Raw genomic sequence first — 21,211 nt, 5'->3', positions numbered from 1 at the left:
CCATATCTACGTTGTCACGCCGCCGCGCCGAGACGCGAGTCCGGTTCACCAACGGCAGCGACGGACTGCAACACGGCTTCTACCACACGCGCGCCGTCCGGCCATTCCGTTAGCCGCTGGCCATCGGCGGATTTCGCGGGCGCGATGCTGACGTAGGACGCCGGATAACCCCAGATCGCGTCGTGCACTTCCGGCCTGCTGATGCTGCCGCCGAGCACGGCCACCGTCGGACGGCGGAACGCGGCGGCGACGTGCATCAACATCGTCGAGTTCGTCAGCACGGTATCGGCCTGTTCGACGAGGGCGAACATCACGCGCATCGGTATGTCGCCTGCGAGCGAGCGCACGGGCACACTGCTGCCGGCGGCGGCGATCGCCTCGGCGGCGCGCGCCCGGTCCGCATCGCTGCCGACGATCACGATCTCGCACGCGCGCCCTTGCTGTTCCAGCGATTGCGCGACTTGCGCAAGAGCGGCACCCACTTCGCGAGCGGGCCACGCCTTGGTCGGTACGCCCGCTCCGACACCCGCGACGATACGCACCACGGGTCTTGCTGGCGTGGCGTTCACGGTCCATAGCTGCGCAGCGCGCGCACGCTCGTCGCCAGTCAGAAAGAGTTGTGGACGCACTTCCGGTAACGCTGTCGCACCGAGCAATTCGCCTTGCGCAAGCGCAGCGCGTCCCGCTTGCCGCCTCGCGTACTCGATATAAGCCTGGCATCCGCTCCAGCCGCCGCGATAGCCGCGCACGCCGACGCGGTAGCGTGCGCCGAGCCGCATCATCAGCAGCGCGCCCATATAACTGCCGAGCACGTCGATTGCGACATCGAATCCGCCTCGCGCGCGCAACGCGGCAACCTGTGGAGACGCACGCAGAAAGCGCAACACATTCTTCTGCGAGCGGTCCGCGATGATCTTGTTGTTCCAGGGCGCATCGAGTTCGACGATTTCGTCGATATACGGATTGTTCTCGAGAATCGGCCTGCCCCAACTGCCGATACCGGCGATCAGCTTCGTCGCCGGAAACTGCTTGCGCAGCGATTCGAACAGCGGCGTGGTGCTGAGCAGTTCGCCGAAGTCGTTGGGCCGCAGCACGAGGATTTCGCGCGGTGCGCCGCGACGCGGATCGAAGCGCGCTGGATGGAACCGGCTCAACAACCAGACAGGTGTTTCGACCAGCAGATTCTTCCATCCCATGGATCGCTCCCTCTGGCCGGACAGGGCTGCCGGCATGCGTTCGATTGTGCCGGGTTGCTGCCGTGCAAAAACGCCGAGGTTCCGCTCTTTTCCGTCATTGCGCATGCAAACGACGCGCGTGCGGCTGCCTTCAGCGGCTGCGCGAGTAATGAACGGGCTTGCGCTGCACGGCGAGTGTGCCGCGTTCCGGGATGGGTTCGAAGCCGGAGCGCTCCCCATGCATCGGGCTGGCCACGGAAGCGAACGCATAGCGCTTCGCCCATTCGCCATAGCCTTTCACCACGAAGCCGCCGGAACGTTCGCGATACTGCTGCGCCGACGCCTCATAGACCGCGCGCAACGCAAACCACGGCACATGCGGCAAGTCATGATGCACGAGATGATAGTTGTTGTTCAGAAACAGCAACCGCCAGATCGCACCAGCTTCATTGATAACCGACCGGTGCTCATGCAACGCCGCCGCCCGATGCTCATGAAACGAGCGCACCGCACTCAGCGCCAGCGCCGGATAGCCGACCCCGGCGATGAACAGCCACGGTGCGATGCCACACGCGCGGTCCAGCCACACAATCAGCAAAGCCAGCGCCACGATATGCGCAACCCACGCAGGAACATCCGACAGATCGCCGCGCAGGATCTTGCGCGACCCTTGAGTCGCGGTGGCGGCAATTGAAAACGCAGGACCAAGCAGCAGACGTCCAGCAAACGTATTGCGCGCGATCAGCAATACACGCGTCAGCATGCCCGCCTGCTGCCAGGCGTCACGGCTGACGAAATAGCTCTCGGGATCGATCTCGGGATGCGTCAGATGCGGATCGTCGTGATGCTGCAGATGCAGATCGCGATACACGCGATACGGAAACCACACCGCGAGCGGCGCAAAACCAATCAGGCCATTGACGAAAGCAGATCGCGTCGGATGCCCATGCAACAGCTCGTGCTGCAACGACATGTACCACGCGCTGAACACGGCCAGCAGCGGAATCGCGATGCTAAGGCCGAGCGCGCGTGCGTGACTCGCGAAAAAGAACCAGCCGCCGTAAATGGTGCCGATCAGCAGCCACGTCGGCCATTCAGTGCGCCACGTAAAACGGGTACGCCGTTGCGAAAGGGTGTGGCGTTGTGCGTCGTCGAGATAGAAGGACATCGGCGGATCGGTTCTCATGCAGTTCACCGATCCTAAAGGCGCGCGCGCCGCCGCCGAACCAATTTGTTCGGCAAAGCATGTGAGTAAAGCGGATTTGGCGCCGGTTATGCGTACGGACTGAACAAATGCCCCGCACGTTTACCGATGCATGCCGATCTCGCACGCGTGATCGAGCATCGGTTCCGCCGTGCCGCTGCCGTTGTCCAGTTCGAGGCCGCTGTTGACGATCAGCCAGCCGTCGGCGTCGGTTGGCCCTGCGCCCGTCACGAGGATGGTCTGCTGCGCCATCGCGTCACTGCCCCGATGGTCGCGCGCGACGACGCGGAACGGATTGTCATCGCCCGTCAGCGACAGCACGCGCATCACGCGGTATGAATCGCCGTCGAGCCTGGTCCAGTGCCACTGACCGGGTTCCACCGCGCGAAAAGGCGCGAGCGCCTTGATGATGCTGTCGTGCATGCAATCCATATGGATATGCAACTGGTTCTGCGTGCGGCGGAATTCCGAATTGATTTCGAGGCCAAGCTGGTTCGGCGGAAACGTCAGACCAATACGCGAGCCGACGTCCTGCCGCTGCGACCATGCATCGGCCCAATAGTCGGGCGCATCGGCGGCGAGCACGCTGGGGCTTTCGATGCCCGTTACGCGGTCGGTCGGAATCAGCAGATATTGCGTGTTGCCGTTGATGTCCTTGAGGATCGCGTAGTGCTTCGAAAGATCCACCGACGTGCAGAAGCCCGCGCCGCCCGTCGCGCGCGCGGCGGGCACGCATTGGTGGTCGACGATTTTCCACAGGGCGTTGGGGTCGGCGGTGGCGATGAGCGCGCAGCCTGACGTGCACAGCGCGACGGCTATCGCCGCGAGGTGCCTGATGCGTGGTCGGATCATGAAGTGTCAGATAGTTGGGGCGGGAACGGAGCCTAGCAGTCCTTCGATCGCGATGCCAATGGCGAGCAGCCGCCGGTCGCTGCCGAGCGGCCCGTCCAGTTCGAGGCCGACCGGCACGCCGTCCTGCGTCAGCCCGGCGGGCAGCGAGAGGCCCGGAATGCCGGCGTTGCTGGCGGGATCGGTGTTGCGCAGATAGGCCGTCATTTCGTCGAGTGCGGGCGCGCCGTCGATCGATACGACCGATGAGCCGTTCACTTCGTCGATCGGCACGGCCACGAGGCGCGTGGTCGGAAACAGCAGCGCATCGAGGCGCTCGGCGGCGAAGGTGTCGGCGTAATGCTGCTGCAGTTGCGGTCGCCACGTGTTCATGGCGGCCGGATAGTGCTGCGCGAGCGCGGCCGCCAGCACCACGTCGTAGATTTCGCGCACGTCCGGACTGGCGATGCGCGCGGCCAGTTCGCCGACTGTCTGCACGGGTGCATCGTTGGCGACGAGATAGTCGCGCACGTCGTCGAGTGCTTCGTGAATCGCGATCGGGCCGCCCGTTGCTTCGTTCAGGCGCAGCAGATCGGGCATCGCGACGGGCACGAAGGTCACGCCCGCGGCTTCGAGCCGGGTCAGCGCGGCGCGCGCGACGTCTTCCGTGGCGCGTTCGAGATCGGCCCACAGCGGCTCGGGCAAGCCGATGCGCAACGCGGGCAGTTGCACGACGGGCAGTGTGGCATCGCCCGCGATCACGCCGTCGAGCAGTGCAATGTCCGCCACCGTGCGCGCCATCGGCCCGACGGTATCGCGTGTGTGGCTGATCGGCACCACGGCATGCGGATCGTGATAGCGCCGCTCGGCGCCGCCGTTGCCTACGGATGGGCGGAAGCCCGCAATGCCCGTCAGCGCAGCGGGAATGCGCGTGGAGCCGCCCGTGTCGCTGCCGAGCCCGGTTGGCGCGACGCGCGCGGCCACGGCCACGGCGGTGCCGCCCGACGAGCCGCCCGCGATCAGCGCAGGATCATAAGGATTGCGCACCACGCCCGCGTGCGGGGCCAGATTCGCACTCGTGATGCCGAACGCCAGTTCGTGCATGTTGGTCTTGCCGAGCACGATCGCGCCTGCCTCGAGCAGCTTGCGCACCGAGGGTGCGTCGGTCTTCGGCTTGAAGCCGTCGAGCGCGGGCGTGCCGGCGGACGTCAGCAGCCCCGCGGTGTTGATGTTGTCCTTGATGACGACGGGCAGGCCCGCGAGCGGCAGGCGGGCCTTTTCGTCGGCGGAAAGGGCGTCGATGCGTTTTGCGGCGGCGAGCGCGCCTTCCATGTCGATCGCCGTGAACGCGTTGAGCGTGGCGAGCGCGGCGGCGCGGGCGAGCAGGGTCGCGACGTAGTCGGTTGCGCTGAGTCGCTCCGACTGGATGGCGGCCACGGCTTGTGTGGCGGTCAGCGCGAGTTGCTCATCGACGGTCCATTGCATGTGATCTGTCTCCCTGGATCGAACGCGTGGTGACGTTTTGTGACGTGTCGTGGAAATGCCCGCCTGCGCGGGCGCGCGGTCCGTCCATGCGTGCGCTGCATGCACGCTCGCTGCTGGCTTATTTGCCGATGAACCGCAGCGCAAGGCGCGCCAGCTTCGGCACGAGCGTCGGACGAACCAGCCGCTTGTCGTAGCCGGCCATCCGTTGGTCGTTTTCCTGGAGGCAGAGTTCGATCAGTTGACGTGTCGAGAGCGCCTGGCCGATGGTCGCGCTGTTGGCGGGCAGGAAGTTCGAGTCGTGTGCGACGCCGTTCGAGTCGATGCCTTTGGCAATCGCGACGCGGTCCCAGATCAGTTTGATCCAGATCGCGCCAACCCGCAGCGAGTGCCAGGGACGACGCCACCACGGCATATTGCGGCGATACCACGCAACCCAGTTGATGAAGAACAGGATATGACGCGCTTCTTCCTGGATGACGGGCTCGAAGGTTTCGACGAGTTCTTCAGGGAAGTAGCCCGACAGTTGCGCCGAGCGGAACAGCCCAAAAGCGAAGAAGCTGTCGATACATTCGCTATAGCCGGTGAACATCCACGCCCATTCGGCATCGCGCGGTGCGGGGTAGTCGGGTTCGGGTGCGAGTTCGATGCCGTATGCGGCGACAAGGCGCGACAAAACGTGCTTGTGGCGCGCTTCTTCGGCGGCATCCATTTCGATCGCTTCGCGCACCAGCGGGTCTTGCAGTTGCGCTGCGTAGGTGGACACGCGGATCGACGCGCGGCCTTCCGTCTGCACGGCGATGTCCCAGATAGGCAGGGACGTGATGCGCTTCAATGCGTCGGGCGGCAACTGTGGCCAGTCGATCACGGCTGGCTTGTACGGGTTATGCGTTTCGAGCAGCATCCGGCAGAACATCTGCTTGTGCGCATCGGAGCCAACCCGCATGCGTGCGTGACTGGCAAAGGTCCAGTTGCGCAATGCATGATCGTGAGCAGCTTCTACATCTGTTATCAGGGTGTCTGACATGTCAGGCGGAAACTTTGGCTAGTTATTCCGGCCATTCTGTCATAACCCGTCATTTTGTGGCGTCGAGCGGGCATGTGCCGTGCTGCCGCACGCACGTTTCGCGCCGCCTTCGTCAAAAATTGCAATAGCGTGCTGCGTTTACTGATGGCTGTCGATCCACAGGCGTCCCCATCGGAACGCATACGCAAGCGCGTGTTCTTCGTCGAAGAAGTAGTCGAGCGCGTCGAATGAATACGCGTGCCCGCCCTCATGCGATCCATTCGAGGCGGACGCTTTCTCGATGGTGAGATTCGCGGCGAACAGCCCATTGGGCAGACGCTGCGCAGCGGGCGCCACTTCGTAGCCCTTGTAGCGGATATGCTGCATGGCCCGCAGTGATTTGTCGGGCTTCGGGTGATCGGAATGGTTCCGATATCTGTTTTGTGTGGCCATCGTGACTGCTCCCTGCTGCTTGATCGTCCCGCAAAGCGTAAGCGACCCCGTTCGACGACTGAACCAACGATTCGTCGAAAGCAAATCAGACCGGGGTATCTTTATGTTTTTGCGGGAGAGTCTGCTTCAGCGAACCGTCAGGTACAGCCCGATTCTGCCGCGCGCGAGTGCGATGCGTCGTGCGGTTTCGTACAGTGCGCGCGAAGATTTCCGGCCGCGCCGGTTCGATGACTGCCTGATCGCATGCCTGCCGTGTGCACTGCGCGCCCCTTCTGCAGACCAATGCGCGAACGCTGACTACACTGATGCCCGGTGTGCCCGTTTCGCGAACGCACGCCGCCGCCGGGCGCTCTCGCAATACAGCTTTCCGTCACGCGCCTACACTGCCACGTCGGTCATGACGCAGGTGGTCTGAATCGACGTCTTCGTGAAACTGCCCTCACGTCAGGAAGGAAACGATCATGTCCACACCGGCCTATGGCTATGACGTCCTGCACAATCCGCGTCTCAATCAGGGTTCCGCGTTCTCGCTCGAACAGCGAAAGACTTACCGGCTCGAAGGCTTGTTGCCGCCTGGCGTCAATACGCTGGAACTGCAGATTGCGCGCACGCACGCGGAACTCGCGCATCTCGACAATGATCTGCAGCGGTATCTGTTTCTGTCGGACTTGCAGGCGCGCAACGAGACGTTGTTCTACGCGCTCTTGATGTCCGATCCGGCGACCTACATGCCGATTGTCTACACGCCGACGGTCGGCGAGGCATGCCAGAAATTCGATCACGTGTTCCGCGCCACGCGCGGCATGTATATCCCCATCGACGCGCGCGGCCGCGTCAAGGAACTGCTGCGCAACTGGCCCGAAGCGGACGTGCGTTTCATCGTCGTCACGGATGGCGAGCGCATTCTGGGACTGGGCGATCTCGGCGTGGGCGGCATGGGCATTCCCATCGGCAAGCTGGCGCTCTACACGGCGTGTGCCGGCGTGCCGCCGATGCATTGTCTGCCTGTCACGCTGGATGTCGGCACGAACAACGTGGCCTTGCTCGAAGACCCCTTGTATCTGGGGCTGAAGCATGAGCGCGTGCGCGGCGATGCGTATCACGCGTTCGTGGACGAATTCGTCGATGCCGTGCAGGACGTGTATCCGAAGTGCTGCATCCAGTGGGAGGATTTCGCCAACTTCAATGCGGTGCCGTTGCTCGCGCGCTTTCGGGACAAGGTCTGCACCTATAACGACGATATTCAGGGCACGGCGGCCGTTGCGCTGGCAGGCATCTATGCCGCGCTGCGCATCTCGAAGCAGAAGCTGACCGACCAGCGGTTTCTGTTTCTTGGCGGTGGATCGGCCGCGACGGGCATCGCGGAGTTGATCAGCGAGGCGATGGTGCTGGAGGGGCTCGATATCGATACGGCCCGCGCGCGCAACAGTCTGTTCGACGTCAATGGACTGATGGTGAAGTCGCGCACCGATCTCGCCGACTTCCAGAAAATCTTCGCGATCGATCACGAACCGGTCGATGTCTTCGTCGATGCGGTGAAAGCGTTGAAGCCGACGGGCATCATCGGCGTCAGTACGGTGCCGCAGCTTTTCAGTCAGCCGGTGATCGAAGCGATGAGCGAACTCAACGAGCGGCCCATCATCTTTCCGTATTCCAATCCGACTTCACGCTCCGAATGCACGGCTGAAGAGGCATACCGATGGTCCAAAGGACAAGCCATTTTCGCAAGCGGCAGTCCGTTCCCGCCGGTGCAGATCGATGGGCGTCAGTTCGTGCCGGGGCAGGGCAACAACGTCTATATTTTCCCCGCGATGGGGATGGCGGTGTTCGCGACAGAGGCGACGCGTGTGACGCAGGCGATGTTCATCGTGGCGGCTAAAGCGGTGGCCGAGCAGGTGAGCGGCGAGAGTCTCGATAAGGGGTTGATCTATCCGCCGCAGAGCAGCATCTTCGAGGCATCGATGCATGTGGCGGGTGCCGTGGCCCAATATATTTTCGATCATCAATTGGCGCGGGTCGAGCGGCCAGCGGATCTCGTCGCGCATATCAGGTCGGCGGCGTACTCGCCTGTGTATCGATAGATCGCGTGCAGCCCGCGTTAGCTGCGCGGGTGGCAAGTGACGTGCGCCAACGCCGTGCAGCCCTGACCCCGGCAGATCCGTCGACTCGACAACACGATGGTCATGGGCACATTCGACTGCGTGTCGAAGCTCACGGCGTTACCCATTTTCTGCGACTGGCAAAACGTGTCGGCTGCGGGCGCACCGCAATTGGCGGCCCAGTCGTGGCATGCGTCGACGCGAATGCTTTCGCCATCGGGAAAGACGAATGATGGCGAGGAATAGTTGACGCTGCCGTCGGCATTCCGGACTTGCGACATCGCCGACTGGACGAAAGGTGCACGGCCACAAGTCAGCTTGACCTCGGTGACGAAGCGCTGATCGTGACTGACCCATCCATGTACACCCGTAGCGAGTTGTCCGGGCGAGCAGCTTTCGCGCGGTTGTGGGTGCGCTGCCGGACCGCCTCCGCCTGCGTAGCGCACCTGCGTCCCCGTCAGTGCGTGTGCCGGCAATAGCGAGCCGCATTGAGAGACCACGGCAGACGCATACGTGGCTTCGTTGACGACGACTTTATCCACTTGCCACGACATCAGCGCGGTGCCGTCGGGACAGGTCTGCTGATTCCGTGCGCCGCCCCGACCACCCGCGTGTACGCGTGGTGTCGTGATCATCACGGACTGGAACGTTCGCTCGTCCCACTTTGCGCAAACGGGCGCGATGGAATCGATCCAGGCGCCCGTGTTGCCCATCAGACCCACTACATACTCGCCGTTGCGGCAATCCATCGTGATTGGCGCCATCAGCTCGGCGCTGGCGGACAGCGGCCACGCGCATGTCAGAACACTCATCCAGATCGCGAGACGTTTCCACATGATTGCGCTCCCGTGTCGATACGGTGCCGCCCGCTCAAGCACTCATGCGGAAAGGCCTTTTGCACGAGTGCCGCGTCACGTTCATGAGTGTCGGGTGGATATCAGGAAGACGCTACTGGAACCTTGCAATTTCAATCCAGAGTGAAGGCCGCAGGTGGCATTCAGAAAGACGTTGCACAGGCTGCTGCAGGGTTGTGTCGAGCGCCGCGCGCCGACACAACCCTGCAGATGATCGCGTCGCAGCGCGTCATTGCCCCTTGCCGAGATCGCGCAGACGTTTGCCAGACATCAGATCATTGCCGAGCTTCTCGAGCGACACGCCGCGCGTCTCCGGCACATAGAAGAACACGACGGCCGCGAATACCACGTTGAGGACGGCATACAGCACGAACGTATTCGCTTCGCCCACCGTCGACAGCAGGCTGAGGAAGGTGGCTGCGACAGCCATGTTGGCCACCCAGTTGACCAGCGTCGATACGGCGATGCCGAAGTCGCGTCCCTGTTGCGGCTGGATCTCCGAGCAGAGAATCCACACCAGCGGACCAGCGGACATCGCGAAACCGGCGATAAACAGCAGCAGCGCAGCAACGGCCAGCATCTGGGCGGTAAGACCCGCCACGCCGACATGCAGCAGAACACCGAGCGAGCACCTGCCGCACGCCATCACTGCACAGCCGGCGTAGAGGATCGGCTTACGGCCCCAGCGATCGACGAATGCAATTGCACCGAATGTGGCCAACACGTTGACGAGGCCCACGATCACCGTCGCCCACAGTTGCTGCTCATGCGTCGCATAGCCGGCCAGCTCGAAAATCCGCGGCGCGTAATACATCACGACGTTGATGCCCGTGAGTTGCTGAAACACTTGCAGCACGACGCCGAGCAGCACCGAACGGCGGAAATTCGAATTCTTCCGCAGCAGGCTCCAGCCTTTCTGAGGACGCGTGTTGTCTTCGTTGACCTGGTCCAGTTCGGCCTGAACGTCAGCGGAATTGCCGTAGAGGCGTTGCAGTACCGAGCGCGCTTCCGCTGCGCGGTTGCGCTGCAGCAGCCAGCGCGGGCTGTCGGGAAGGGCGAGCACGCCTGCCAGGAAAAACACGGCGGGAATCGCGATCACGCCCAGCATCCAGCGCCAGTCGGCGATATACGACAGGCCGATGTTCGACAGGAACGCCGCCAGGATGCCGACGGTAATCATCAGTTGATAGGTGGAGATCATCGCGCCTCGCACATGACGCGGCGCCACCTCCGACAGATACAGCGGCGCCGTGAAGGACGCCATGCCGACCGCAAGGCCCAGCACCAGACGTGCGCCGATCAGGTGCACCGGACTGCCCGCGACCCCCGAATACAGCGACCCGACGATAAACAGTACGGCCGCCAGCACGAGCGCATTGCGGCGCCCGAGACGCCACGACAGCCAGCCGGCGCCCAGCGCGCCGATTGCCGCGCCGACCATCATCGAACTGACGATCCATTCCTGATAGCGGTCGCTCAGCACGAAGTGCTTCGCGATAAAGGGCAGCGCGCCTGAAATCACGCCGATGTCGAGGCCGAACAGCAGTCCGGCGAGTGCGGCCATCAGGCAGACGAACAGACCATAGCGTCTGGCCTGCGAGTGGGTGGGAATGCTGCGATCGGTGAGGGTGCTCATTTGCTGTGTCTCCATGTTGCTTTTACATACCAGTCACGGTCACGTTGCGGCGATGGCGCATCCATCGCTCAACTGCATACATGATCGGACGGGAGAATTAGCGAGAGATGAGGGCGCACGGCACGTAAGGCACTCGCACCATTGAAGAAGATGGATTCAGTCTTGCGCCGCAACATCAGCAGCTTCACTGCATTGGCGATGCGTTTCGCCACGCTCATTTATCGCTAATTCACGGGCGTTAATCTGCTTCACATCGGCGGTGCATGTGAAGCGGATTCACCAGCCTCAGTCACATGCGCTGCGTTCACACGACAAGGAGCACATCATGTTTGCACGTCTTTCCAACTTCTTCGAAAAAATGGTATCCGGTAACGACGTTTCTGTCTGCAACGCGTACCTTGCGTCGTCGAGCGATCTGGCGGATCTCGAACGCCGCATGCGGCAGGTCGACGAAGAAGATCACGCCTATCGCATGCCGTTTTGTGGCTCGGTATCGCGTGACCAGGGTTCGTTCACCTCGCATCACTAAGCGCTAACAACAGCGCATCGCGGTGCTGCGGAGTTTGCGCGGGTTACTGGCATCCCGTTGGGACGCAACCTGTGCAGGCTCCCGGCCTGAAACCGCTCATGCCATTCATGGTGTAGTTCTTCACGCAGTTCATCTGCTATCGGGAAGCTGACGGTCACGCTTACAAAGCGCCTGTCACGTCGTCTTAATCTCCCGACAATTCACCTCTCTCTTACCTGACACAGCAAATTAGCAACACTCCGTAACATGCCGCTAGGCTTCAACGAAGTGACACGCTATGCTGCCGTTCACGGTCTTGCCTGTTCGATCCCGCGGAAGAATTGATCCTGTCGGCTCACCACTTACTGTGGATCGCTAATGAAAAAAATCGTCCTTTCCAGTGCGGCTGGCGCGCTCGTCGTGGCCGCCACCTCGTCGGCATACGCACAAAGTTCGGTCACGCTCTACGGCATCGTCGATGAAGCGGTCCGCTATCAGACCAACGCGGGACCAGGCGGCAAAGATCAGGTCGCCATGACCTCCGGTCCTGAAACACATAGCCGATGGGGCTTGAAGGGCAGCGAGGATCTGGGCGGCGGCTGGGCGGCTGTCTTCCACCTCGAAAACGGCTTTGAAGCCTTCGACGGTCAGCTGCACGTTCCCGACACATTGTTCAGCCGGCAGGCCTATGTCGGACTGTCGAACGAGACGTGGGGCGCGCTGACGTTCGGCAGGCAATACGCACCCGCCTACGACACGCTCGGCGATATCTTCGACCCGTTGACAGTTGGCAACTACTGGCAGAACAGTTGGCCGTACAACGGCATCGGCAGTTACCTGGAAATCAATAACGCGGTCAAGTACAAGGGCACCTTCTACAACCTGGCCATCGATGCCGCTTATGGCTTCAGCAACCAGGCAGGTGCACTGGGCATCGGCTCGATCTACGCGGTGGAACTGACCTACACGCTCGGACCGGGCATGCTCAACGCGGGCTATCAGCAGGTCTCCGTGCCGACCTCGGCACTCGGCTCGGCGACGGGCACGAGCGTGGGCAGCGCGATCAACGGCGCGAAAAATACCTTCCTGCACGTGAGCGGCGCGTATCAGGTGACGCAGGAGATTCGCCTGCTGGCCGGCTGGCTGCACGCGCAGGATCAGACGGGTTTGACCGACAGCAACATGCAGCAGTCCGGCGCACCCAAACTGCCGGGCGCGAGTCCGAACCGTATCGACGATACGTATTACGTCGGTGCGAACTGGAAAGTGATGCCGCCGTTGCTGCTCACGTTCGCGTACTACTACGGGCATGCGCGCAATGCCGAACGGCTCGACGGCTCGCTCGGCGTGGGCGTGAACCAGTCGGCGACGGTGCTGGCTGAATACTCGTTCTCGAAGCAGTCGGAGGTGTATGCGATCACGGACTGGGCGCGCGGCACGGGTGCCTTCTCCGCCGATTACCCCGGCGGCGCCACCTCGGAAGGCGTGCCGACCAACACCGTGGGCCGCACCAACAATCTCGGCGTGGCCGTCGGTCTGCGCAAGATGTTCTGACGATGCGTGATGCGCGCCGCGGCGGACTTCGCCGCGGCATGCGCGTCAGTTGGCCAGCGCGAGAATCCGGCGCGGGCGTGATTGATCGGCGTCGCTGGCTTCGTTTGCTTCATGGGCCAATGCGCCGCCCGAATGCAGCGAACGAAACGCCAGCGCAAACTGTGCGGCCTGCTGCCCGACCATCGCCAGTTGCTCGACCACCTTCTGGTCGGAGCACGAATCAGCCGATTCGAACTTCGTTTCCAGCGTGTTGATGCCGGCACCGAACGGCGTCGGCCAGCCGCGCAGCGCATGCACGATCGAGCGCAGCGACGTAAGGACGGATCCCGCCGCCTGCCATCCATATGCCGTGACGATGCAACCGACTGCGCGTCCGTCGAGATACGGACGTTCATCGGCGCGCAGTTCTTCGAGCGTGTCGAGTGCGTTTTTCACGAGTCCTGACACGCCGCCGTGATAACCCGGTGTAGCGATGATGAGGGCGTCCGCATGGCGCACGGCCTCGATCAGTTCCGTTTGCTCCGGGGTGCGTTGCGCGCTTTCAGGCGCGTAGTGCGGCAGGCTGTGCAGGAATGTGCCGCCAAACAGACGGGTGCGTGCGCCTGCCTGTTCTGCGCCGCGCAGCGCGAAACCGAGCGCGCGTTCAGTGGACGACGCAGCGCGCGTGGTGCCGCCGATGCCGATCACGAGCGGACGGCGGTTCTGGTCGAAACGGGTCAACTTCAAGCTCCTTGCTGCAGTGGCGGCCAGCCGGATGCGGGTTGGACAGGCGCAGCCTGTTTTCCACGCGAACGGCCTGTAGACCTGAACCGCCATGTTAGTGACCGATCGTACCAGCGGGAAACGACTTTTTGTTCTAACGATATAACGCTGGAAGGGGTATTGGCTGCGCGTGCCGGCGTGGATTGCTTGTGCGAAAGGCTTGGTTGGAGTCGGCCGGGAGCGGCGCTAGCATGGAGCCGTCTCCTCCATGAAAACTCCTTGACATGGGATTGGCCCCGGATTCGGGTGGATCCGGGGCTTTTTTTGTCTATTGCGCGGCCTGATCGGTGGCTTCCTTCGGTAACGGCACGATTCTCTTCGGCCCGAGCAGGTTGTCATCGGCGGTCAACTGCCGCGACTCCGGCGTCACACACACGGTATCGCCCGGAAACGCATTGCGCCACACGCACCCCGTCTTGCAGGTATCGGGCCCATACGGCCCGCCCGTCGGCGAGCGATTCTCACTGGCCTTGCTGTTTTCGTCGAGTATGCGTTGCTGCGTATCAGGCATCACGCACACCTTGTCGCGCGGTTGCGCCTGACGCCATACGAACGGCTTCACACAGGCGCCGCGCTCGTGCGCAGCCCGCTGCAAGTCCTTCTTCGACACCATCTGGTTGCCGCTCGCGGCCTGATTCTCTGCCGACGATGGCACGGCAGCCGGCACAGGCTGCGAAGCAAACGACGTATCGGCCTTCGCCTCATGCGCAGGCTCCGACATCTTCAGCGCGACCGCGCCCATCAGCGCAACGGCTGCGACTGCGCCGCCTATCGTCCACATGCGCTTGTGACTGACGCCGTCCGCTTTCGCGTTGCGTCGACCGCGCGTCGTGATGGGCGTATCGCCTTCCTGCGAGTCTTCGCCGGCCGACTCGCGCAGCGCGTTGATCAGCAACTGCACATCGCTATCCCAGCGTGCGTGAGTCAACTCGACGGAATTGCGGTAGGCGAGATCCTTGATATCGACGGGCAGATCGGCTTCCTGCGGCATCGACGCACCTTGCACCAGCACGGGTATCACTTTCACGCCGCGCTTGAGCGCCGACGATGTTTCGAGCCGCACGAAATCATTCGGATTGTCGAGCCGCCGCTTGCCTTCGCGATCCGTGACAGTGAGCCACGTGCGTCCGATCAGCGACAGCAGCACCGCGCATCGGTCGATGTTGGTCTCGATGGCGCGCCGGAAATCGGCACCCGGCTCGATGTTCGCTACGTCCATGAACACCATGTGCTCGCCAAATATTTCGCGTAGCGATTCGAACAGGCGCCCCGCCTGGCCTTCCGTATCCTCGCGCCGGTAACTGATGAAAATGGGCCGCATCGAACGCATCCTCCTTCATCGGGTTGAACGGCGAGCCGGACCTGCAATTCAAAGCGCTCTTTCATTAAAGCAGAGCGAAGCCCGTCCTGTTAGCGTCGCCTCGCGCATGTGGCTCGCGCGGGATGGCGGCACGTCGCCGCATAACTGAAACAACGCAGTCCATTCTTGCGAACGATGCAACGCACGCCTCGTGTGCTCACCGGGATCGTTCCACACGAGCGAAGCAGGCACCATCGACAGACGACGCTTTCTGTTCGGCAACACGCAGAACGCACAAACTCGCCTTGGCATTGAGATGTGCTTTGCTATCCTCATTGAAGCCTGGACGAACCCGCCTATCTGTCAGGCGCCTATCCGCTGGCGCATGCGCGCCTGATTGCCCGCGATCACGCGGGCTTGTCCGGAGTCCTCCATGAGTGCATTCGACACATTGCTGGCGCAGACCATCCAGTCTGCTGAACTGCTTTCCGATAGCGGCTCGAACGACGAGCGCAAGGCTTATGACGAAGCGAACCCCGTCGTGCTGCCCGTGCGCCGCGCTGCATTGCCCGCGATTTCCGACAAGGCCGTCGAGTTGATCGTCACCTTCGAGGTCACGAGCGAAGCGCTATACAACCGGCTTTACGTGCATCCCGTGTGGCCGCAAGGGCAGTCGGGCTGCACCATCGGCATCGGCTTCGATCTCGGTTATGTGAGCGCGCAGGACATGAGCACCGACTGGAGCAGCGCGCAACTCGCACCCGCCGATCTTGCGTTGCTGCAGGGAGTCTGCGGACTCAAGGGAACGGCTGCACAGCAGGCGTTGCCGCGCGTGAAATCGGTGAGCGTGCCGTTCGCGGCTGCCAATACGGTGTTCCGGCAGGTCACGCTGCAACGCACGGTGGCGCAGACCATCAACGCGCTGCCTAAAGCTGCACAGCTCGCACCTGATTGCCTAGGTGCACTGGTGTCGCTGGTCTACAACCGCGGGCCATCGTTCGGCGCGCAAGGCGACCGATACACCGAAATGCGGGCGATCGCCGCGGACGTCGCCAGCGGCAATCTCGCCGATATCCCACAGCAGTTCCGCTCGATGAAGCGGCTATGGGAGAACCAGCCGAACATGGCGGGACTCGTGCGCCGCCGCGAACTCGAAGCGTTGCTGTTCGAAGAAGGGTTGGGCTGATTCGTTTATCGGGTCCATCTGGCTGAGCGGCTATCGGTGCGTTTTCTCGAGCGCCGTGCCTGACGGAGTGAAGCGTGCAACGCATCGAAACGACCGTGGCGCCCGACGTGCTCGCCGGGCTTCCGCAGCCGCCGCAGGCCGGGGCGGCTGCGAGCAGTGCCGACGCCAATGCCGTCCGTGCCGACGAACCCTGTGACGCGAAGCCGCTAAAGGTCAGCGTCGTGAACGGCAATCTGCAGTTCGAGCAGGAAGCGCTGCTGCTCGGCCACTATCGCGATGCGTCGCTGACGGGTGTCGAACGCGTGGTCGACGATCTGATCGGCGGCGCGCTCAGCACGTCAATCCGGCTCGGGCGCTATCCGCAGCATATCGGCACACAGCAGGTGTTCGTCAACTCGGGCTTCCGTTCGCCGCATCCGTTTCGCTTGCCGCGTCCTGCCGGGCTGATCGTCGTGGGTCTGGGCAGCGAAGGGCAGTTGCGCGCCGCCGATCTCATCACCACGGTGCGGCTCGGCGTGATCGCGTGGTCGCAGCGGCTCGCGGAAAGCGTGCCGGGCGGCGCTGCACCGTTCGTGCTCTCGGCGACGCTGATCGGCAGCGGCGGTTCGGGCATCGCCGCGGGGCAGGCGGCGCGGCTGGTTGCCGAAGGCGTGCGCGATGCGAGCCTGCGGCTTGCCGTCACCGACTGGCCGTGCGTCGCCCATCTGCGGCTGATCGAGTTGTACATGGACCGTTCGACGGAAGCGTGGCGCTCGTTGAAACTGCTCGAACAGGCGAATCCCGATTGCTATGCCATCGACGACATCGTGAACGACGGCACGGGCGGACTGAAGCGACCGCTCGACAGCAGCTATCGCGGCGCGGACTACGACCTGATCAGCGCCGTCACGCAGATCGATGCGTCGGGCGAGACCAATATCGTCTACACGCTCGACACGCGCCGCGCGCGCACGGAAGTCCGCGCAACGGCCACGCAAGGGCGCCTGCTCACGCAACTGGTGAAAGCGGCATCGAGCGCGGACAACGACGACGCAAACATCGGCCAGGTGCTCTATCAGTTGATCGTGCCACGCGAAATGCGGCCGTTTCTCGCGGGCGGCTCCGAGATGCAGATCGAAGTGGACAGCGGCACGGCCGGCATCCCGTGGGAAATGCTCGACACCTCCGTGAATGCGGCTGAGCGTAACGCCGATTCGCCGCGTCCGTGGGCGATCCGCGCGAAGCTGTTGCGCAAGCTGCGCATCGGCGATTTCCGGCATCGTGTCGACGATGCGAGCCGCGACGCGCAGATTCTGGTGATCGGCGAGCCGTATGTCGGCGATCCGCGCTATCCCGCGTTGCCGGGCGCGCGGCAGGAAGCCGATGCCGTGGCACGCATGATGAGCGAGCGCAACGGCGCGGCGAGCGTCACGCGGCTGGTCGCGCATGCCGACGGCGAACGCGGACCGGATGCGCGCACCATCGTCAGCACGCTGCTCGAGCACGACTGGCGCGTGCTGCACATCTCGGGACACGGCGAGCCGCCCGCCGACGACACGAGTCCCGTCAGTGCCGGCGACGACCGTCTGCGCGGCGTGGTGCTGTCGGACGGTATCTTCCTGGGCCCGCGCGAGATCGGCATGCTGCAACGCACGCCCGAACTCGTGTTCGTCAACTGCTGCTATCTGGCTGCGCGCAGCGGCGATCAACTGCTCAAAGAAGCGAACGTACCCGCGTACGACCGGCCGCGCTATGCCGCGAATGTGGCCGAGGCGCTGATCCGGATCGGCGTGAAGTGCGTAATCGCGTCGGGCTGGGCCGTCGACGACGATCCCGCGCAGAAGTTCGCCACCACGTTTTATGCGCGGATTCTCGACGGCGAGCGTTTTCTCGATGCCGTCGCGGCCGCGCGCGACGCAGCGTGGCTGTGTGGCGGCAATACATGGGCCGCGTACCAGTGCTACGGCGACGCCAACTGGACGCTGGAGGCGGCGGCGGGCGGCACGAGCGGACACGGGCGTTCGCCTGAGGAGCGCTATGCGGGCATCGCGTCACCCGTCTCGCTGATGCTCGCGCTCGAAGAACTGGAGATCAACGCGCGCTTCGAGGCGGCGGGATCGGCGGAACTGCTGCAGTATCTCGACGACCAGTTCAGCCGGCGCTGGGGCGGGCTGGGTGACGTCGCCGAGGCGTACGGGCGCGCGTGGGCGGCGTGGAAGGACGACGCGCGGGCAGTTGCGTGGTATCAGCGGGCCGTGGGCGTCGGCGACGGCCGCACCACATTTGCCGCTGCCGAACAGCTCGCGAACCTGCAAGGCAAGCTCGCGTGGGCGGCGTTGAAGGCGTTCGCGGCACAACCGGGCGGCGCACCCGCAGCCGAGATCGACGCCGCGCGCGAGCAGATCGAGGCGAGCCTGCGCCTGCTGCAATCGCTGCTGGCCGTGCGGCGCACGGTCGAGCGCCTGAGCATCTGCGCAGCGGCGTACAAGCGCATTGCGCTGGTCGAGCGATGCGCGGGCAATGCGACAGCCGAGTCCAATGCGATTGGCGCGACGCTCGCGCTTTACCGCGAAGCCGAGGCCCTTGGCGACGCGCAGGACAATGCCGCGACCTTCTATCCCCTCATCAACCGGCTCGCCGCCGAGTTGATGCTCGGCATGGAAACCGACAACGCGAGCGGCTTCGATGCCGGCTCCGTTGCGAAGCTGCGGCGCATGCTCGAGCAGCAGGCGCGCGACGATCCCGATTTCTGGAACATCTCGGCAAGCACGGAACTGCGCATCTACGAGAGCGTCGCTGCGAGACAGTTCGCCACGAATCTGCCGTCGATCCGCGAGAATTTCGGCGATCTGCACACGCGTGTGCCATCGCGGAGCAACTGGAGTTCCGTGCTCGATCAGTGCGATTTCGTGCTGCACCGTTACGCCAGTCAGACGACATCGAGCGACGAGGAGAAGGCGGCGGTCGCGCAGTTACTGGACATGCTGGGCAAGTGGGTGGCATGACGTGATGCGCGAAGCGGACGCGTAGTGCCTGTAGTGCGGGCGGCGGCACGTTCGATGCCGCGCCGCCGCTCGTCTCGCTTACGACAGGTCGGGCAGGGCGCTCAGATAGCTGCTGGTGAAGCTCGCCACTTTCTGCTGCAGCGTGCCTCGCACGGCGTCGAGCACGGACAGATTGATTCGTGCCGTCGTCGAAAAGCGTTTCAGGTTGGCCTCGTTGCTTTTCACCTTGACGAACAGCACCTGCGTGACCGTCATGCTCGCCGACAGAGAGAACGCCATCAGCGACACCGTGAGGTCGCCGTTGGCGTCCGGCTCGGCGAGCGCGATCTGGAAGCTCGCCGTGTTGGCGCGCCGGCTTTCGCGGTTGAAGAGGGTGATCCATGGCGTGGACGTATCCATCGACTGCAAGGCCTTGAGTGTCGCCTCGATCAGCGGCGCAGCGGCGATGGCGCCGGGGCCCAGCAGCACGGCGGCGACGGCCATGATGGCTTCGTGCACGTCGAGACCGGCATCGCCGGATACGTAGTCGGTCATCTCACAGGTTTCGACCAGCCAGCCGAGATTGGCGAGCACGCTGCCGTAGCCGTGATACCAGTTTTGCGTGTCGTCGGGCGAGACGCCCTTGTGCTTGAGGATCAGTTGCGCGAGCAGCAACGAATCGGCAACGGCCTGGCGGCGTTCGGCGGAAATACCCGTCTTGAACGAGACGACACCCGAGCCGGCGACGATCGCCTGGTCCTTGCTGGCGTCGAAGTCCGGCGGCGGATTGCCCGCATCGGCATCGCTGCCGCGGCGGCGATGCAGGTCAGGCAGTACGGCGTCGTTCACGAAGGCGGTCGCCTGGGCAGCGGTTGGAGTGGACATGGTGAGACTCCCGTGGGCTATGAGGACAGTCGGGCGATGAGTCAGGCGTGTGTCGCTAACGTTGCTTATGTCGCTTATGCAGCGTGTCTCGCGCGTTTCGCGCGGGGCGTTGAAGGGGCGCGATATCGATTGGAGGAGGTCTTTGCGACGGACCGTCGCGAGATCTCTGGTGCCTGTGCCGGCACGTTCAAACAGGGTAGGTCAATCGCGATCGATGTAAGGGCATTTTTCGGTGCAGCGTTCGGAAAGTCACATTGGCTGGCGCGCGGCTTCGGGCGTGCGGCCGGCTGTCACTGCGGTCGATGGAGGAAGCCATGCAGACCCAGATGAAAGTGTTTCCCTCGCAGCAGATGGGTACGCAGCACGCGCCCGATCTCAGCCCGTTCAACTGGCAGTTTCTTGCGCAGGGCGATTCGTGGTTTTCGATCAGCACGCTCAAGCCGTGGGCCGCGTCGAACCTGCTCGAACATCTGCAGTTCCCGCAGGGTGCGGCGGCGGTGAACTGTGCCGATCCAGGCGACACGCTCGCACATATGATCGACACGCGGCGCGACCCGCTGTTTTTCGCGCTGCTGGCGGGGCCGAGGGAGCAGCAATGGACTGCGTTGTTGCTATCGGCGGGCGGCAACGATCTGATCGACGCGGTGCAGGTTCTGTCTGTGGACGACAACCAGATGCCGGTTCCGCCACATGAGCGCTTGCTGTTGACGAAGGACGACTGGGATGGCCCGCTTTCCGTCGATCGCTATATCTCTCGCGATGGCTGGGCCAACTTCGCGAATCATTTGACGCTGCAGTTCAAGGCGCTGGATTTCATTCGTTCGAAGAGCCGGACCAACCGCGATACGCCTATTTTTGTGCACACGTATGACTACGCGACACCGCGGGCGAGTCCGGCGCTGCCAGGCCTGGGGCCGTGGCTGATGCCGGCGCTCGTGGCGTATGAGATTCCTGTTCAGGACTGGGACAAGGTTGCTGATGCTTTTATCGACAGGCTTGCTGGGATTATTTTGAATCTTGGGCTGCCGAATCTGTTTGTGGTCGATACGCGGAATCTGCTGGTGCGGGCTGTCGATGGGTCGACAGGTGTCAGTAGTGATTGGGAGAATGAGATTCATCCGACTGGGGCGGGGTATGCGAAGTTGGCTGTGCCCTATGTTGGGAAGATTTGTTCGGTGTTGGGGATTGGGTGAAGGTTTGGTTTTTGGTTTTGGTTTGGTTTTTGGTTTTTGCTTTTGTTGGCATCCGCGCTTTCGTGTCGGTATGCATGCGTCGCCCCTGTGCGGGGCAGCACCTACTTTTCTTTGCCGCGGCAA

Annotated in this window: 17 protein-coding genes; 6 read left to right on the top strand and 11 right to left on the bottom strand. The window is 63.2% G+C overall.

Annotated elements, in window-relative coordinates; all coding sequences use genetic code 11:
* Positions 1 to 14: 14 nt before the first annotated feature.
* From DK391_RS29120 to DK391_RS29095, 6 genes are all read right to left on the bottom strand, one after another.
* Positions 15 to 1,196, bottom strand: a complete 1,182-nt coding sequence (locus tag DK391_RS29120; RefSeq protein WP_109481467.1) for a glycosyltransferase family 9 protein — start codon at positions 1,194 to 1,196, stop codon at positions 15 to 17.
* A 130-nt stretch (positions 1,197 to 1,326) separates the two neighbouring features.
* Positions 1,327 to 2,343 carry a fatty acid desaturase gene (locus DK391_RS29115; protein WP_109481466.1) on the bottom strand — a complete coding sequence of 339 codons (1,017 nt, stop codon included), beginning with the start codon at positions 2,341 to 2,343 and terminating at the stop codon, positions 1,327 to 1,329.
* A gap of 138 nt (positions 2,344 to 2,481) precedes the next feature.
* Positions 2,482 to 3,231 (bottom strand): CDP-diacylglycerol diphosphatase, encoded by a 750-nt coding sequence (locus DK391_RS29110; RefSeq protein WP_109481465.1) that lies wholly within the window; start codon positions 3,229 to 3,231, stop codon positions 2,482 to 2,484.
* A gap of 6 nt (positions 3,232 to 3,237) precedes the next feature.
* Complete coding sequence (gene iaaH / locus DK391_RS29105; RefSeq protein WP_109481464.1) at positions 3,238 to 4,692, bottom strand: indoleacetamide hydrolase; 1,455 nt, start codon at positions 4,690 to 4,692, stop codon at positions 3,238 to 3,240.
* 118 nt (positions 4,693 to 4,810) lie between these two features.
* Positions 4,811 to 5,716 carry a ferritin-like domain-containing protein gene (locus tag DK391_RS29100; protein ID WP_109481463.1) on the bottom strand — a complete coding sequence of 302 codons (906 nt, stop codon included), beginning with the start codon at positions 5,714 to 5,716 and terminating at the stop codon, positions 4,811 to 4,813.
* 138 nt (positions 5,717 to 5,854) lie between these two features.
* Positions 5,855 to 6,082, bottom strand: a complete 228-nt coding sequence (locus tag DK391_RS29095) for a transcriptional regulator (protein ID WP_109481462.1) — start codon at positions 6,080 to 6,082, stop codon at positions 5,855 to 5,857.
* A 527-nt stretch (positions 6,083 to 6,609) separates the two neighbouring features.
* Here DK391_RS29095 and DK391_RS29085 point away from each other — a divergent pair.
* Positions 6,610 to 8,229, top strand: a complete 1,620-nt coding sequence (locus DK391_RS29085; RefSeq protein ID WP_109481460.1) for an NAD-dependent malic enzyme — start codon at positions 6,610 to 6,612, stop codon at positions 8,227 to 8,229.
* A gap of 17 nt (positions 8,230 to 8,246) precedes the next feature.
* On the opposite strand, the gene DK391_RS29080 is transcribed toward DK391_RS29085, so the two are convergent.
* On the bottom strand, positions 8,247 to 9,083 hold the full coding sequence (locus DK391_RS29080; RefSeq protein WP_109481459.1) for a hypothetical protein: 837 nt from the start codon (positions 9,081 to 9,083) through the stop codon (positions 8,247 to 8,249).
* Between the two features lie 247 nt (positions 9,084 to 9,330).
* Positions 9,331 to 10,737, bottom strand: a complete 1,407-nt coding sequence (locus DK391_RS29075; protein ID WP_109481458.1) for a sugar porter family MFS transporter — start codon at positions 10,735 to 10,737, stop codon at positions 9,331 to 9,333.
* A 325-nt stretch (positions 10,738 to 11,062) separates the two neighbouring features.
* Here DK391_RS29075 and DK391_RS29070 point away from each other — a divergent pair, with 325 nt between their 5' ends.
* Complete coding sequence (locus DK391_RS29070) at positions 11,063 to 11,266, top strand: DUF3563 family protein (RefSeq protein ID WP_109481457.1); 204 nt, start codon at positions 11,063 to 11,065, stop codon at positions 11,264 to 11,266.
* 357 nt (positions 11,267 to 11,623) lie between these two features.
* A complete protein-coding gene (locus DK391_RS29065; protein WP_109481456.1) occupies positions 11,624 to 12,799 on the top strand; it encodes a porin in 1,176 nt (391 codons plus the stop codon).
* Between the two features lie 45 nt (positions 12,800 to 12,844).
* Here the strand turns inward: DK391_RS29065 and DK391_RS29060 are convergent, their stop codons facing one another.
* Together DK391_RS29060 and DK391_RS29055 are read right to left on the bottom strand one after the other, a co-directional pair.
* Entirely contained in the window at positions 12,845 to 13,519 is a 675-nt protein-coding gene (locus DK391_RS29060) for an NAD(P)H-dependent oxidoreductase (RefSeq protein WP_109481455.1), read from the bottom strand.
* Between the two features lie 310 nt (positions 13,520 to 13,829).
* Positions 13,830 to 14,882 (bottom strand): toll/interleukin-1 receptor domain-containing protein, encoded by a 1,053-nt coding sequence (locus tag DK391_RS29055; RefSeq protein WP_109481490.1) that lies wholly within the window; start codon positions 14,880 to 14,882, stop codon positions 13,830 to 13,832.
* Between the two features lie 412 nt (positions 14,883 to 15,294).
* Here DK391_RS29055 and DK391_RS29050 point away from each other — a divergent pair, with 412 nt between their 5' ends.
* Positions 15,295 to 16,047, top strand: a complete 753-nt coding sequence (locus tag DK391_RS29050; protein WP_109481454.1) for a hypothetical protein — start codon at positions 15,295 to 15,297, stop codon at positions 16,045 to 16,047.
* 74 nt (positions 16,048 to 16,121) lie between these two features.
* Positions 16,122 to 19,031 carry a CHAT domain-containing protein gene (locus DK391_RS29045; RefSeq protein ID WP_109481453.1) on the top strand — a complete coding sequence of 970 codons (2,910 nt, stop codon included), beginning with the start codon at positions 16,122 to 16,124 and terminating at the stop codon, positions 19,029 to 19,031.
* A 78-nt stretch (positions 19,032 to 19,109) separates the two neighbouring features.
* On the opposite strand, the gene DK391_RS29040 is transcribed toward DK391_RS29045, so the two are convergent.
* The gene (locus DK391_RS29040) at positions 19,110 to 19,895 is read right to left on the bottom strand and encodes a hypothetical protein (RefSeq protein ID WP_162600932.1); all 786 of its coding nucleotides are present in this window, start codon (positions 19,893 to 19,895) and stop codon (positions 19,110 to 19,112) included.
* 314 nt (positions 19,896 to 20,209) lie between these two features.
* Between DK391_RS29040 and DK391_RS29035 the strand changes: the two genes are divergently transcribed.
* A complete protein-coding gene (locus DK391_RS29035) occupies positions 20,210 to 21,088 on the top strand; it encodes a hypothetical protein (protein ID WP_204117459.1) in 879 nt (292 codons plus the stop codon).
* Positions 21,089 to 21,211 lie beyond the last annotated feature (123 nt).

Origin of the sequence: Paraburkholderia sp. C35 (genome assembly GCF_003121405.1) — a bacterium.
In the GTDB taxonomy this organism is placed as follows: Bacteria; Pseudomonadota; Gammaproteobacteria; order Burkholderiales; family Burkholderiaceae; genus Paraburkholderia.
Note: the sequence above shows the minus strand (reverse complement) of the source record. Positions and strands in the feature narration are given on the sequence as shown.

Bases quoted from the DNA above. Each gene is read 5' to 3' on its own strand.
- DK391_RS29120 (WP_109481467.1), bottom strand. From the start codon at position 1,196: ATGGGATGGAAGAATCTGCTGGTCGAAACACCTGTCTGGTTGTTGAGC.
- DK391_RS29115 (WP_109481466.1), bottom strand. From the start codon at position 2,343: ATGTCCTTCTATCTCGACGACGCACAACGCCACACCCTTTCGCAACGG.
- DK391_RS29110 (WP_109481465.1), bottom strand. From the start codon at position 3,231: ATGATCCGACCACGCATCAGGCACCTCGCGGCGATAGCCGTCGCGCTG.
- iaaH (WP_109481464.1), bottom strand. From the start codon at position 4,692: ATGCAATGGACCGTCGATGAGCAACTCGCGCTGACCGCCACACAAGCC.
- DK391_RS29100 (WP_109481463.1), bottom strand. From the start codon at position 5,716: ATGTCAGACACCCTGATAACAGATGTAGAAGCTGCTCACGATCATGCA.
- DK391_RS29095 (WP_109481462.1), bottom strand. From the start codon at position 6,082: ATGCAGCATATCCGCTACAAGGGCTACGAAGTGGCGCCCGCTGCGCAG.
- DK391_RS29085 (WP_109481460.1), top strand. From the start codon at position 6,610: ATGTCCACACCGGCCTATGGCTATGACGTCCTGCACAATCCGCGTCTC.
- DK391_RS29080 (WP_109481459.1), bottom strand. From the start codon at position 9,083: ATGTGGAAACGTCTCGCGATCTGGATGAGTGTTCTGACATGCGCGTGG.
- DK391_RS29075 (WP_109481458.1), bottom strand. From the start codon at position 10,737: ATGAGCACCCTCACCGATCGCAGCATTCCCACCCACTCGCAGGCCAGA.
- DK391_RS29070 (WP_109481457.1), top strand. From the start codon at position 11,063: ATGTTTGCACGTCTTTCCAACTTCTTCGAAAAAATGGTATCCGGTAAC.
- DK391_RS29065 (WP_109481456.1), top strand. From the start codon at position 11,624: ATGAAAAAAATCGTCCTTTCCAGTGCGGCTGGCGCGCTCGTCGTGGCC.
- DK391_RS29055 (WP_109481490.1), bottom strand. From the start codon at position 14,882: ATGCGGCCCATTTTCATCAGTTACCGGCGCGAGGATACGGAAGGCCAG.
- DK391_RS29050 (WP_109481454.1), top strand. From the start codon at position 15,295: ATGAGTGCATTCGACACATTGCTGGCGCAGACCATCCAGTCTGCTGAA.
- DK391_RS29040 (WP_162600932.1), bottom strand. From the start codon at position 19,895: ATGTCCACTCCAACCGCTGCCCAGGCGACCGCCTTCGTGAACGACGCC.
- DK391_RS29035 (WP_204117459.1), top strand. From the start codon at position 20,210: ATGCAGACCCAGATGAAAGTGTTTCCCTCGCAGCAGATGGGTACGCAG.